This is a genomic window from Paraburkholderia sp. EG287B (genome assembly GCF_040965595.1).
GTDB lineage: Bacteria > Pseudomonadota > Gammaproteobacteria > Burkholderiales > Burkholderiaceae > Paraburkholderia.
This window is the reverse complement of sequence record NZ_JBFRCG010000021.1, coordinates 68,533-81,976: the sequence shown is the minus strand read 5'-3', so window position 1 is coordinate 81,976 and position 13,444 is coordinate 68,533. Positions and strand designations below refer to the sequence as shown.

Annotated in this window: 11 protein-coding genes, 1 pseudogene and 1 riboswitch; of the genes and pseudogenes, 4 read left to right on the top strand and 8 right to left on the bottom strand. The window is 68.2% G+C overall.

Annotated features, from left to right (window positions below; genetic code table 11):
• Positions 1–50: 50 nt before the first annotated feature.
• From mlaE to AB4Y40_RS33175, 6 genes are all read right to left on the bottom strand, one after another.
• Entirely contained in the window at positions 51–827 is a 777-nt protein-coding gene (gene mlaE / locus AB4Y40_RS33200) for a lipid asymmetry maintenance ABC transporter permease subunit MlaE (RefSeq protein WP_368691451.1), read from the bottom strand.
• Positions 824–1,645: an ABC transporter ATP-binding protein gene (locus tag AB4Y40_RS33195; RefSeq protein WP_368691450.1), complete on the bottom strand. Its 822-nt coding sequence runs from the start codon at positions 1,643–1,645 to the stop codon at positions 824–826. Before AB4Y40_RS33195 ends, mlaE begins: the two co-directional genes overlap by 4 nt.
• Before the next feature lie 169 nt (positions 1,646–1,814).
• Positions 1,815–2,927, bottom strand: coding sequence for a thiamine phosphate synthase (gene thiE / locus AB4Y40_RS33190; RefSeq protein ID WP_368691449.1), 1,113 nt, complete (start codon positions 2,925–2,927; stop codon positions 1,815–1,817).
• On the bottom strand, positions 2,924–3,739 hold the full coding sequence (locus AB4Y40_RS33185; protein ID WP_368691448.1) for a thiazole synthase: 816 nt from the start codon (positions 3,737–3,739) through the stop codon (positions 2,924–2,926). Before AB4Y40_RS33185 ends, thiE begins: the two co-directional genes overlap by 4 nt.
• Before the next feature lie 80 nt (positions 3,740–3,819).
• Positions 3,820–4,017, bottom strand: a complete 198-nt coding sequence (thiS, locus tag AB4Y40_RS33180; RefSeq protein ID WP_028206558.1) for a sulfur carrier protein ThiS — start codon at positions 4,015–4,017, stop codon at positions 3,820–3,822.
• A 42-nt stretch (positions 4,018–4,059) separates the two neighbouring features.
• Positions 4,060–5,208 (bottom strand): FAD-dependent oxidoreductase, encoded by a 1,149-nt coding sequence (locus AB4Y40_RS33175; RefSeq protein WP_368691447.1) that lies wholly within the window; start codon positions 5,206–5,208, stop codon positions 4,060–4,062.
• Between the two features lie 248 nt (positions 5,209–5,456).
• A riboswitch (TPP riboswitch) is annotated at positions 5,457–5,571 on the bottom strand.
• A gap of 309 nt (positions 5,572–5,880) precedes the next feature.
• On the opposite strand from AB4Y40_RS33175, the gene AB4Y40_RS33170 reads away from it, so the two are divergent.
• The 4 genes and pseudogenes from AB4Y40_RS33170 to AB4Y40_RS33155 all read left to right on the top strand — a co-directional run bounded on the left by AB4Y40_RS33170 (position 5,881) and on the right by AB4Y40_RS33155 (position 11,090).
• Positions 5,881–7,638 (top strand): ABC transporter ATP-binding protein/permease, encoded by a 1,758-nt coding sequence (locus tag AB4Y40_RS33170; protein WP_368691446.1) that lies wholly within the window; start codon positions 5,881–5,883, stop codon positions 7,636–7,638.
• Between the two features lie 53 nt (positions 7,639–7,691).
• Positions 7,692–8,090: pseudogene (locus AB4Y40_RS33165) on the top strand (SDR family NAD(P)-dependent oxidoreductase); the annotation flags it as partial.
• Between the two features lie 290 nt (positions 8,091–8,380).
• Complete coding sequence (locus AB4Y40_RS33160; protein ID WP_368691445.1) at positions 8,381–9,676, top strand: MFS transporter; 1,296 nt, start codon at positions 8,381–8,383, stop codon at positions 9,674–9,676.
• A 49-nt stretch (positions 9,677–9,725) separates the two neighbouring features.
• The gene (locus AB4Y40_RS33155) at positions 9,726–11,090 is read left to right on the top strand and encodes a D-amino acid dehydrogenase (RefSeq protein ID WP_368691444.1); all 1,365 of its coding nucleotides are present in this window, start codon (positions 9,726–9,728) and stop codon (positions 11,088–11,090) included.
• Between the two features lie 36 nt (positions 11,091–11,126).
• On the opposite strand, the gene thpR is transcribed toward AB4Y40_RS33155, so the two are convergent.
• Together thpR and AB4Y40_RS33145 are read right to left on the bottom strand one after the other, a co-directional pair.
• Positions 11,127–11,687 (bottom strand): RNA 2',3'-cyclic phosphodiesterase, encoded by a 561-nt coding sequence (gene thpR / locus AB4Y40_RS33150; RefSeq protein ID WP_368691443.1) that lies wholly within the window; start codon positions 11,685–11,687, stop codon positions 11,127–11,129.
• A 186-nt stretch (positions 11,688–11,873) separates the two neighbouring features.
• Positions 11,874–13,340, bottom strand: a complete 1,467-nt coding sequence (locus AB4Y40_RS33145) for a glutamate synthase subunit beta (RefSeq protein WP_368691442.1) — start codon at positions 13,338–13,340, stop codon at positions 11,874–11,876.
• Positions 13,341–13,444 lie beyond the last annotated feature (104 nt).

The following is a 13,444-nucleotide window of genomic DNA, read 5'->3' as shown; positions in this document are numbered from 1 at the left end:
GCGGCGTCGCTCACATGCGCGCCGCGCCGCCGGGTCGCTGCCCGGCGTCTTTAGCTGAACATCAGCGCGGTGAGCAGGAAGTCGAGGCCGAGCACCGCGAGCGACGCGTACACGACCGTCTTGGTGGTCGCGCGCGACACGCCCTCGGGCGTGGGCTTCGCCTCATAGCCCTGATAGAGCGCGGTGAAGGTCACGGCGAAGCCGAACACGATGCTCTTCACAACGCCGTTGCCCACGTCGGTCCAGACGTCCACGCCGCCCTGCATTTGCGACCAGAACGCGCCGGCGTCCACGCCGATCAGCACCACGCCCACCACGTAGCCGCCCAGAATGCCGACCGCGCTGAAGATGGCCGCGAGGATCGGCATGGCGATCACGCCCGCCCACATGCGCGGCGCGACCACCACGCGCACGGGGTCCACCGCCATCATCTCCATGGCCGTGAGTTGCTCGCCCGCCTTCATGAGGCCGATCTCGGCCGTGAGCGAGGTGCCCGCGCGGCCCGCGAACAAGAGCGCGGTGACGACGGGCCCGAGCTCACGCACGAGCGACAGCGCGACCAGCAGCCCGAGCGCCTGCTCGGAGCCGTAGCGGTTGAGCGTGTAATAGCCCTGCAGCCCGAGCACGAAGCCCACGAACAGGCCCGACACGGCAATGATCAAGAGCGAATAATTGCCGACGAAGTGGATCTGCTTCGTGACAAGACGCGGCCGGCGCAGCAGCGGGAAGAATTCGAGCACGAGGCGCACGAAAAAGCGCGTCGCATGCCCCGCGCGCGCGATCGTGTCGAGCACGGTGCGCCCGATCGAGCTGATGGCGCCGATCATGAGCGGCCTCCGCCAATGCCGAAGTCCGCTTCGAGCGGCAGGTTCGACGGGTAATGGAACCGGAACGGGCCGTCCGGCGCGCCGTCGATGAACTGGCGCACGATCGGGTCGGTCGAGGCACGCAGCTCGGCCGGCGTGCCCTGCGCCTGCACCCGGCCGTTCGCCATGAAGTACACGTAGTCGGCGATCGCGAACGACTCGGGCACGTCGTGCGTGACGAGGATCGAGGTTGCGCCGAGCGCGTCGTTGAGCGTGCGGATGAGGTTCGCGGTGATGCCGAGCGAAATCGGGTCGAGACCCGCGAACGGCTCGTCGTACATCATGAGCTCGGGGTCGAGCGCGATGGCGCGCGCCAGCGCCACGCGACGCGCCATGCCGCCGGAAATTTCCGAAGGCGCGAGGTCGCGCGCGCCACGCAAGCCGACGGCGTTGAGCTTCATGAGCACGAGGTCGCGGATCAGCGCTTCAGGCAGGTCGGTGTGCTCGCGCAGGGCGAAGGCGACGTTCTCGAACACCGACATGTCGGTGAAGAGCGCGCCGAACTGGAAGAGCATGCCCATCTTGCGGCGCAGGGCGTAGAGGCCGTCGCGCGATTGCGCGCCGACGTCCTGGCCGCCGAACAGCACCTGGCCGCGCTGGGCGCGAACGAGGCCGCCGATCAGACGCAGCACTGTCGTTTTTCCGCCACCGGAGCCGCCCATGACCGCCACTACCTGACCGCGCGGGAAGCGCATGTTCAGGCCGGACAGGACGAGCCGGTCGCCGTATCCGAAGTCGACGTCGCGCAGCTCCAGCAGGGTCTCAGAGGTTGAGGGCACGTGGCAGACAGTCCATTTACACGAAGGCGGGATTATAGGGCCATCGTGGAAAACCTGCCGTGGCGCCCCTGGACCCGTTGATGTAAGCCGCAAGCGCCCGCTGCTGCGGGTTGCGGCCCCCTCGGCACCTGGCCGCGCACGCGGCGCAGCCCGATGCCAGGGCGGACCATTATTGCGTAAACGCGTTGCGCAATGCAGCAACCGCGGCAGCCGGGTCGGCCGCCTCGGTCACGGCACGCACTACCGCTGCGCTGCCGGCGCCCGTGGCGAGCACTTCGGGCAGCACGTTGCCGTCGATGCCGCCGATCGCCACCATCGGCACGACGCCGTCCAGCAGCTTCACGTAGCGGGCCAGGCGCGCGAGGCCCTGGGGGGCCGTCGGCATGGCCTTGGTCGTGGTGGCGAAGACGGCGCCGCATGCGAGGTAGCTCGGACGGAAATGCAGCGCCGTGAGCATCTCGAAGTAGCCGTGCGTCGAGAGGCCAAGGCGCACGCCGGCTGCCGCGATCGCGCCGAGGTCGGCTTCGCGCAGGTCTTCCTGGCCGAGGTGCACGCCATAAGCGCCGGCCGCGACGGCCTCCTGCCAGTGATCGTTGATGAAAAGCTGCGCGTCGTGCTTGCGGCCGGCGGCGACGCAGCGCTCGATTTCGCTCGTGAGCGCCGGCGACTTCGGCTGCTTGCTGCGCAGCTGCACCATCGTCACGCCGTAGTCGAGCACGCGCTCGACCCACTCGGCCGTAGGCAGCACCGGATACAGGCCGAGCTTCGCGGGACACGGCGCGAACGGCTGCGCGGGCGCGGCAGGCAGGTCCAGCACGCGCGGAAAACGCTCGATGTCGACGGGCCAGGCGTCGGCCTGCTGCTCGTCGCCGTCGCGCCAGGCGAGCGCGAGCACGAGCGCGTCGTGCGGATCGAAGCCGCAGTCGAGGAAGGCCGCCAGCGCCGGGATCCAGTCTTCCGCCAGCTCGCCCTCGAGCGCGTACCGCTCGCCGCCCAGATGCAGCGTGGCGCGCGCCGCCTTCGGGTGTTCGCCCGCGGCTTCGATCACGCCCGCGCCGTCGGTCATCCAGCGCGCGATGTTGGCCAGATGCGGCGCCGCGTCGGTCACGATGATCAGATCGCCGCCGTTGGGCGCGTCGGGCGGCGTGAGACAGATGCGCCACGGCGCATGCGTGGGCTGCCAGTCGCCCAGGCGCGCGCGGATGCGCTCCGCCGTTTCGGTGAGTTCGTCGGCGGGCGGCCAGAACAGTTCGCGGTCCTGCAGGCGCAGCGTTTCAGTCATCGATTGTCTCCATCCTGGTGCCAGAAAGGCATGCCCACCACGGGCGTGCTCGCGACCGCCGCTTCGCGCTCGGCCATCGGTCCGGCGAGAAACGCGGCGCGCCCCGCCTCGACGCCCTGCGCGAACGCGCGCGCCATCGCCGCGGGATGCGTGGCCTGCGAAACGGCCGTGTTGAGCAGCACGCCGTCGAAACCCCACTCCATCACCTGGCACGCGTGCGAAGGCACGCCCAGGCCCGCATCGACGATCAGCGGCACATCGGGCAAGCGCTCGCGCAGCACGCGCAAGCCGTAGGGGTTGATCACGCCCTTGCCGGTGCCGATCGGCGCGCCCCACGGCATGAGCGCCTCGCAGCCCGCGTCGAGCAGACGCCGGCCAATCACGAGATCCTCGGTGCAATACGGCAGCACCTTGAAGCCATCCTTCACGAGGCGCGACGCGGCCTCGATCAGGCCGACCGGGTCGGGCTGCAGCGTGTAGTCGTCACCGATCAGTTCGAGCTTGATCCAGTCGGTTTCGAAGACTTCGCGCGCCATGTGCGCCGTCGTCACCGCCTCGTTGACGGTGAGGCAGCCGGCCGTGTTCGGCAGGAGCGGCACGCCGTGGCGCTTGAGCAGGTCGAAGAAGCCGGCCTCGGCGGTGCCCTCGTTCATCTGGCGGCGCAGCGCGACGGTGATCATGCCGGGGCGCGCGGCCGCCATCGAGTCGGCGAGCGACTGCAGCGACGGATAGCGCGACGTGCCGAGCAGCACGCGGCTCGCGAAGGTTTCGCCGTAGAGCGTGAGCGCGTCGGCAGTGGAGGTGGTGGTCATGGGTTGGAATCCTTTGCGGTGTCGTGAAAGCGCTCGCGATGCATACGATGCGCGCGACCGCGGGCTTGGGCGAGCGAGGCTCAGCCGCCGGCCACGGGGCTCACGACGTCGAGGCGGTCGCCCGCCTGGAGCGAGCGCGCGCCATGCTGGGTGCGCGCCACGAAATCGCCGTTCAGGGCGACGGCGAACGGCGGACGCGCGCCGAATGCGGCGAGCGCATCGGCGACAGTCGCGCCCTCGGGCAGCGTGATCGGCTTCTGGTTGATATGAATGTCCATGGCAAATACGTTCTCAAACTGCGGATTTTTTCTGGTGAGGCGTCAGGCCGGCTCGTGCGCGCCCTGCGCGTGCAGCATCTCGCCCCAGCGCGACGCGCGGCGCAGCGACTCGAAGGAATCGGCATCGCTCACGCGGGCGTCGAGCAGCGCCTGGGCGACGCGCGCGGCTTCATCGGCGACTTCCGGCGCGATCATGAAGCCGTGCCGATAGAGGCCGTTCACGCGCAGCGTGGTCTTGCCGTCCCAGATGAGCGCCGGGCGGTGGTCGGGCAGCGTCGGGCGGCACTGCGTATTCAACTCGAGGATGCGCGCCTCGCCGAACGCCGGATGCACCGCAAACGCCGCGCTCAGCAGTTCGAGCGCCGAGCGCACGCTCACGGGCGAACGGTCCTCGCCTTCGATCTCGGTCGCGCCGATCACGAAGACATCGTGTTCCTTGGGCGCGATATAGAGCGGATAGCGCGGATGCAGGAGCCGCACCGGGCGCGTGAGCGTGATGCCGGGCGCGTGCACGCGCGCGACTTCGCCGCGAATGCCGCGCAACCCCGGCAGCGAAGGTTTGGCGCCCAGCCCGCGGCAGTCGATCGTCACGCGCGCGGGCGGCGGATTGGCCTCGTCGACCGTGGTGTGCCAGTGGGTAGCCACGCCGCGCGCGGCGAGCCCCGCCGCCAGCGCAGCCAGGGCCTGGCGGTTGTCGAGCTGGCCCTCGCCTTCGAGCAGCCAGCCGCGCGCGAAGCGCCCGGCGAGCGCCGGTTCGGCAGCGTCGAGCTGCGCACCCGCGAGCGCGACGAAGTTGGCATCGGCGAGCGAGCGCGGCGCATTCGCGCGCACGCGGCGCTCGAAGAGCGGGGCTTCGGTGCGATCGGCGCTATGCCAGACCACGAGCGTGCCGTTGCGCTGGAAGAACACGGGCTCCGGCAGCTCGGCCAGGATGCGCGGCCAGGTTTCGAGCGACGCGACGCCAAGCTCGGTGATGAGCAGTTCGGCGACAGCGGCCTCCGCGAGCGGCGCAAGCATGGCCGCCGCGACCCAGGCGGCGGCCTCGCCGCCTTCGGGGCCGCCGCGCTCATAAAGCGCGACGCGATGGCCCTCGCCGGCCAGACGCCACGCGACGAGCCGGCCGCTCAGGCCGCCGCCGAGCACGGCGAAGTCGGGCACGCCGCCCACGTTATGGTTGCGGCCGCGGCTCATGACGATGCTCCGTCACGCAAGGCGAGCGCGATAAGAATCGGGGAACAAAGAGAATAGGCGGTCATCGTATCCTTTCCGTACGGCAGCAGCAGACGTACCCAAGGACGAAACCGGCTGGCAAGGCCGACCGTGGAGGCTATGCGGCGCAGACGGCCCGTACGGAATGCGTACGAACCCATGCGCCCAAAGCGCAGCCCGGCGGGAAACCTAGCGCCCCCACCTTTTCAAAACCCAGGCTGGGCGCCGGCCAAGACTTTCTGGAAACTTCCCGCGCCGGTATTACCCGGATCGGGTGCAAAGGGTTTCTCTCAGCCTCACTGGCGGCATGCCCGGCATACCGGTGAAGCACCCCTGTTTCGTCAACGACGATTAGACCACAAAAGGCGCGCGGCCCGCAAACCTCGACGGAACCGGGGGACGTGGTCTGGCACAATGCCCTGAACCTGCCTCTTTCGCCTCGCAAGCCCGCGCGGTGAGACAATGGGCGCCACGCTACGGCGGCGCCGGCGTGCGCTTTTGTCCACGCCTGGCGCCGGTTTTGGCTCCGCCTGTGACCCGTTAAGACTCACTTAAGCGCCCGACGACAGAATCGCTGCAAAAATCGCTGCAACGCTGCCGCCGTGCGGCGCGCGGCGCATGCCCCCAGCGGGCCGCCACACCTTCAGGACGCACATGACCAACCAACCTGCCCGCGCCACGCCCGATCAGAACGAGCATCAGAAGATCACCGCGTGGAGCCTGATCAAGCCCTACTGGGTCTCCGAGGAACGCTGGATCGCCTGGGGCCTGCTCGTCGCGATCATCGTGATGAACCTGCTCGTCGTGTGGATCAACGTGCGCCTGAACGGCTGGAGCGCGGAGTTCTACAACGCGTTGCAGGCCAAGGACGTCAAGCGCTTCCCGCCGCTGTTGATGACCTTCACCGAACTGGCGTTCGGCTTCATCATCCTCGCGGTGTATGGCCGGTATCTGCGCCAGATGCTCGGCTTTCGCTGGCGTCAGTGGCTCACCACGCGGTTCCTGAACGAGTGGCTCGGCAAGGGCGCGTTCTACCGCATCGAGCGCGACCGCCTCGCCGACAACCCCGACCAGCGGATCAGCGACGACCTCCAGTCGTTCGCCACGACCACCCTGTCGCTCACGCTCGACCTGCTCTCGACGGTCGTCACGCTCATCTCGTTCATCACGATCCTGTGGACGCTCGCGGGCGCGCTCACCGTCACGCTGGGCGGGCAGCCGCTCGCCATTCCGGGCTACATGGTGTGGGCCGCCGCACTCTATGCCGTGTTCGGCTCGCTCGTGATCCAGAAAGTCGGTCACCCGCTCGTGTCGATCAACTATCAACAACAAAAGGTGGAAGCGGACTTCCGCTTCGGCCTGATCCGCCTGCGCGAAAACGCCGAGCAGATCGCCCTCTACGACGGCATGGACACCGAGCGCGGCAACGCGCAAGGCCTCTTCGCACACATCAAGGACAACTGGTGGCGCGTGATGAAGTACACGAAGCGCCTCACCTTCGTGCTGAGCTTCTACGGCCAGATCGCCATCATCTTCCCGCTCGTGGTGGCCGCGCCGCGCTACTTCGCGGGCGCCTTCACGTTCGGCGTGCTGATGCAGATCTCGCAGGCGTTCGGCACCGTGAGCGACTCGTTCTCGTGGTTCATCAACAGTTACTCCACGCTGGTCGAATGGCGCGCTACCGTGAATCGTCTGCGCGAATTCGTGCGTGTGGTGCACTCGCCGCGCCTGAAGGAATCGGTCTCGCCCGCCACCGAGCACGGCGGCATCAACCTGCACTTCATCGACAACAACGAGCTCGCCACCGAGCACCTCAAGCTCTCGCTGCCCAACGGCACGCCGCTCTCGGAAGTGCGCGACATCGCCATCAAGCCGGGCTCGCGCTGGCTCGTGCGCGGCCCCTCGGGCGCCGGCAAGAGCACGCTGATGCGCGCGCTCGCGGGCCTCTGGCCGTTCGGCGAAGGCTCGATCGACGCGCCTGTCGATGCGCGCATGATGTTCATCCCGCAGCAGAGCTATCTGCCCATCGGCACGCTCAAGGCGGCGCTCACCTACCCCTCGCCCGCCGACGACTACAGCGACGAAGACTGCCGCGAAGCGCTGCGCGCCTGCCGCCTAGAAGAGTACGTGGATCGTCTCGGCGAATCGGCGCACTGGACGCGCGTGCTCTCGCCGGGCGAGCAGCAACGCCTTGCGGGCGCGCGCGTGCTGCTGCACAAGCCCGACTATCTGTTCCTCGACGAAGCGACGAGCGCGCTCGACCCCGACAACGAAAGCCGGCTCTACAAGCTGTTCATGGAGCGCCTGCCCAAGGCGGCGATCGTGAGCGTCGCGCACCGCGAGTCGCTCGCGGCGTACCACCACGACACGCTCGAGATCGAGCGCATGCCCGAAGAGCGGGTTGCCGCGTGAGCGCAAGCGCTGCGCGCGTCGTGCTGATCACGGGCGCGGGCTCGGGTATCGGCGCGGCGCTCGTGCAACGCGCGCAGCCGGCGCTGGAACGCTCGGCGCACGCCCGCGTGGTCGCGCTGAGTTCGTTCGTCGCGCACCGCTACCGCGCCGGCGCGCCGTTCGCGGCCACCGCCGCCGCGAAGGCCGCGCTCGAATCCCTGGCGAAAACCGCGGCGGCCGAACTCGCGCCGCACGGCGTGACCGTGAACTGCGTCGCGCCCGGCTATACGCGCAAGGACAAGGGCCCCACGCCGGAAAACGCGCCGGTGTGGGAGCGCGCGGCGCAGGAAACGCCGCTCGGACACGTGGCCGATCCCGCCGATGTCGCCGAACTCATCGCCTTCCTGCTCTCGGACGCCGCACGCCACATCACCGGCCAGGTGATCCACGTCGACGGCGGGCTCACGCTCTAGCGCCGAGCGGTTCCGGCGCGCCATCGTTCGCTCGCTATCGAACTAAACCCGAACTAAATATCGGAATACAACGATAGCGGGCGCCCCCAAATTGCCCCTCGCCTCCGCGCGGTTTCGCACCGTAAAATACCCCTCCAGCACACCGGAGACGGGCGGCGTCGCACCGCGCAGCCCTCCAGCGTCAAGCGCACACGCCACCCAATGCGTGCTGCGTCGGCCGGGTCGCAAGCGCCGCACGGGCCGCTCGCCCGGTTCGTTGCGCGCACAACAAATATGGGGGAAGACACGCGATGGGCTACTTTCACTGGTTCACCGAGTTGAACGCGCGCGAGCGGCGCACGCTCTACGCGGGATTCGGCGGCTACGCCGTCGACGCGTTCGACTTCATGATCTACTCGTTCCTGATCCCGACGCTCATCGCGACCTGGGGCATGAGCAAGAGCGAGGCCGGCATGATCGCGACCAGCTCGCTGATCTCGTCGGCGATCGGCGGCTGGCTCGCCGGCATCCTCGCCGACCGCTACGGCCGCGTGCGCGTGCTGCAGTGGACCATCGCCACCTTCGCGCTCTTCACCTGCCTCTCCGGCTTCACGCATTCGTTCTGGCAACTGCTCGCCACGCGCACGCTGCAGGGCATCGGCTTTGGCGGCGAATGGACGGTCGTCACGATGATGATGGCCGAAACGATCCGCTCGCCGCAGCATCGCGCCAAGGCCGTGGGCACGGTGCAGAGCAGCTGGTCGTTCGGCTGGGGCGCGGCCGCCATCCTGTACGGGGCCTTCTTCGCCCTGCTGCCTGAGGAATACGCGTGGCGCGCGTGCTTCTGGATCGGCATCGTGCCTGCGCTCTGGATTCTCTATGTGCGCCGCAACGTGAGCGACCCCGACGTGTTCGTCGCCACGCGCCGGGCGCGCGAAAGCGGCGCGGTGCAAAGCCACTTCATGCAGATCTTCGCGCCCGCGCATCTGGCCACTACCCTGCTAGGCAGCGCGCTGTGCACCGGCATGCTCGGCGGCTACTACGCGATCACCACCTGGCTGCCCACCTACCTCAAGACGGTGCGCCACCTCTCGGTGTTCAACACGAGCGGCTACCTGATCGTGCTGATCGTCGGCTCGTTCACGGGCTACATCGTCGGCGCGATCCTGTGCGACAAGATCGGCCGGCGCGCCTCGCTCATCCTGTTCGCCATCGGCTCGTTTGCGCTCGGCATGGCCTACACCATGCTGCCCATCACCGACACCGCCATGCTCCTGCTCGGCTTTCCGCTCGGCATCGTCGTGCAGGGCATTTTCGCGGGCGTGGGCGCGTATCTCTCGGAGCTTTACCCGAACGCGATCCGCGGCTCGGGCCAGGGCTTCTGCTACAACCTCGGACGCGGGCTCGGCTCGTTTTTCCCCATTCTCGTAGGCACGTTCGCGCAAACCACCTCGCTGGTGAAGTCGATCGGCGTGGTGGCCGGCGCGGGCTATCTGCTCGTGATCGTCGCGGCGCTGTGCCTGCCGGAGACGAAGGGCAAGGCGCTGACCGAGGAAGTGCCTGCTGCAGGTAGCGAGCGAGCGTCTGCGGAGTCCACTGCACGATGAGCGCGAACATGCTGCAATACCGACCGTCCCTCCCTGTTGTGCGACCGGCATGAAAACGATCGTCCTCGGCGCCGGTGTGATCGGCGTCGCTACTGCGTACTATCTGAGCGAACGAGGCTGCGACGTCACGGTCGTCGAACGGGAACCGGGCGTGGCGCTCGGCACGAGCTTCGGCAACGCCGGCGTCATCGCGCCGGGCTATGTCACGCCGTGGGCCGCGCCCGGCATGCCCGCGAAGCTCATCAAATATCTGCTCAAGCCCACCTCGCCGCTCATCTTCCGGCCCACGCTCGACGCCGCGCAGTGGCGCTGGATCGCGCGCTGGCTGCGTGAATGCGATCTTGCGCGCTTTCGCGTGAACAAGCAGCGCATGCAGCGCATTGCCTATTACAGCCGCGAATGCCTGCACGCGTTTCGCGCCACGCACGCGTTCGAGTACGGGCGCAGCCAGGGCTATCTGCAGCTCTTTCGCAGTGACTACGACCTCGAACTCGCGCAACCGGCGCTCGGCGTGCTGCGCGATGCGGGCATCGTCTATCGCGAGCTCGACGCCGCCGCCTGCGCGCAGGTCGAGCCGGGGCTCGCCTGGTCGCGCGTGAAACCGGTGGCGGGGGTCTATCTGCCCGAAGACGAGGCCGGCGACTGCGCACGCTTCACGCGCGAGCTGCGCTCCGTCTGCGAAGCACGCGGCGTCACGTTTTTGTTCGATACCGAAGTGCTCGCGCTCGAAGCCGCGGGCGGCAAGGTAAGCGGTGTGCGCGTGCGCGCGGTGCCCGGACGGCGCAAGGCGAACAACCGCCGGGACCGGCGCGAGCAGCGCCGCGCGCCGGCCGAGGTGCTTCGCCCGGCCGAGCGCAGCGAGCCCGCCGACGACACGCCCCACACGCTCGCCGCCGACGCCGTGGTGGTCGCACTGGGCGTGGAGAGCGCGGCGCTCGTCGCGCCGCTTGGCGTGCGCGTGCCGTTGTATCCGGTGAAAGGCTATTCGGCCACGCTGCCCGTGGTCGACGAGCAGAAGGCCCCGCGCGCCGCGCTCATGGACGAGTCGCTCAAGACGGCGATCACGCGCTTCGGCCCGTATCTGCGTGTGGCGGGGACGGCCGAGTTGGGCGACCACCGCGCGACGCTGCGCGAGCAGGCGCTGCAAACGCTCATGAAGGTGCTCGACGACTGGTTCCCGCATGCCGCGACGCCTTCGTCGGCGCAATTCTGGGTGGGGCGCCGGCCGATGGTGCCGGACGGCGCGCCGCTGCTCGGCACGTCGGGCGTGGATGGCCTGTGGCTGAACGTCGGACACGGCTCGACGGGCTGGGCGATGTCGATGGGTTCGGGCCGCGTGCTCGCGGATCTCGTCACACAGCGCTCGCCGGAAATCGATCTCGATGGATTGACGCTGGCGCGGTATCGCTACTGAGCGTCGGTCGAAACTCCACTGTGTGGCGCCGACGCCTCAATCGAGCGCGACACTCGCCAGTGCCTCGTAGCGCGCGCCCTGCCTCGCCAGCGTGCTCGAATACAGCACCAGCGACTCGAAGCGCAACGGCGGCAGCGCTTCCCCGCCGCTCGCCGCCGGCGCGCCAACGGCGTCGCGCGCGAAGCGTGCGAGCGTCACATGCGGGCGAAACGCTCGCGCGTCGAGCGGCAATCCCACGTCTCCCATGAGTGAGCGCACGTGCCAGTCGAGCGCCGTGAACGCATCCGACATCGCTAGCACGGCCACCATGAGGCGCGGATGCACGCGGCCCGGCCAGCATTCGATATGCGTGACCTGCGCGGGCGGGAGGAGCGGCGCGTGCTCGGCGAGCCGCCGCGAGAGCACGTGTCCCTGGTCGAACGACATCGCGCCGATGAACGTCACTGTCAGATGGAGTTGCGCATAGGGCACGCGCCGCGCATTGGGCGGCACGTCGAGCGCGGCGAGCGCATCGCGCGACGCCGCAGTGGGCGAAAGCGCGATGAAGCAGCGCCGCCATTGCTGCGTGTCACGATCGGTCTCGCGGGCTTCGGACATGATCGGCGGGCCTCGTTCGGTCGGGCAATCGCGTCATGGTAATCCTCTCGCGCGAGGCGCGCGCCCATGCAAACCCGCAGCACGAACGTAAAAAAGCCGGGTCACCCTCGCGGGTGCCCGGCTTCTGTCGTTGCGTCTCCTGCCGTCTCCCCCGTGCGTCCCGGCGAATTGCGGGACACACCGGATTTATCGCGGCAACTCCGAGCTGCCCATCAAATACGCATCGACGGAGCGTGCGCATTGCCGACCTTCGCGGATCGCCCACACCACGAGCGACTGGCCGCGGCGCATGTCGCCAGCGGTGAAGACCTTGTCGACCGACGTGTAGTACGCCTTCTCGCCTTCGGTCGCGGCACGCACGTTGCCGCGCGCGTCCTTCTCGACGCCGAATGCCTCGAGCACCGGCGACACCGGCTGCGTGAAGCCCATGGCGAGCAGCACGAGATCGGCCTTCATTTCGAATTCCGAGCCCGGCACTTCGACCATCTTGCCGTCCTTCCACTCCACGCGCGCGGCGACCAGCTTCTCGATCTTGCCGTTCTTGCCTTCGAGGCGCTTGGTGGCGACCGACCAGTCGCGCGAGCAGCCTTCGTCGTGCGACGACGACGTGCGCAGCTTGATCGGCCAGTACGGCCACACGAGCGGCTTGTTCTCTTCCTCGGGCGGCTGCGGCAGCAGTTCGAACTGCGTGACGCTCTTCGCGCCGTGACGGTTCGAGGTGCCCACGCAGTCGGAACCCGTATCGCCGCCGCCGATCACGACCACGTGCTTGCCCTTGGCGAGCAGCTGGTTCGGCAGCTTGTCGCCGGCGTTGACCTTGTTCTGCTGCGGCAGGAACTCCATGGCGTAGTAGATGCCTTCGAGTTCGCGGCCCGGCACCGGCAGGTCACGCGGCGTTTCCGAACCGCCTGCGATCACCACGGCGTCGAACTGGTCCTTCAGCTCGTCTGGCGAGATGGTTTCCTTCGCCGTGTTGCCGATGTACGCAGGCAACTCGCCACGGCCGATGAACACGTTGGTGCGGAACGTCACGCCTTCGGCTTCCATCTGGCGCATGCGGCGGTCGATCAGCCACTTCTCCAGCTTGAAGTCGGGAATGCCGTAGCGCAGCAGGCCGCCGATGCGGTCATTCTTCTCGAACACCGTCACGTCGTGACCGGCGCGCGCAAGCTGCTGGGCGGCGGCGAGGCCCGCGGGGCCCGAACCGACCACGGCGACCTTCTTGCCCGTCTTGTGCTTCGCGACTTGCGGCGCGACCCAGCCTTCGGTCCACGCCTTGTCGATGATCGCGTGCTCGATCGACTTGATGCCGACCGGGTCGTCGTTGATGCCGAGCGTGCACGCCGCTTCGCAGGGCGCCGGGCAGATGCGGCCCGTGAACTCGGGGAAATTGTTCGTGGAATGCAGGACGTCGATCGCGCTCTTCCAGTCCTGGCGGAACACGAGGTCGTTGAAGTCCGGAATGATGTTGTTGACCGGGCAGCCGTTATTGCAGAACGGGATGCCGCAGTCCATGCAGCGTGCGCCCTGGATCTTCGCGTCGGCGTCGGAGAGCGCCGCCACGAATTCCTTGTAGTGCTTCACGCGCGTGAGCGGTGCTTCGTACGCCTCATGCTGGCGCTCGAACTCGAGAAAACCGGTTGCCTTACCCATAGGGTTCTCGTCTATCTCTATCTATTCGGTGAGGGGACCGCGCCCGCCGCCGCTTCAGTGAGCGCGGCGGGCGCTTCGTCTTCGTTCAGTCGTCGTCTTGCGGA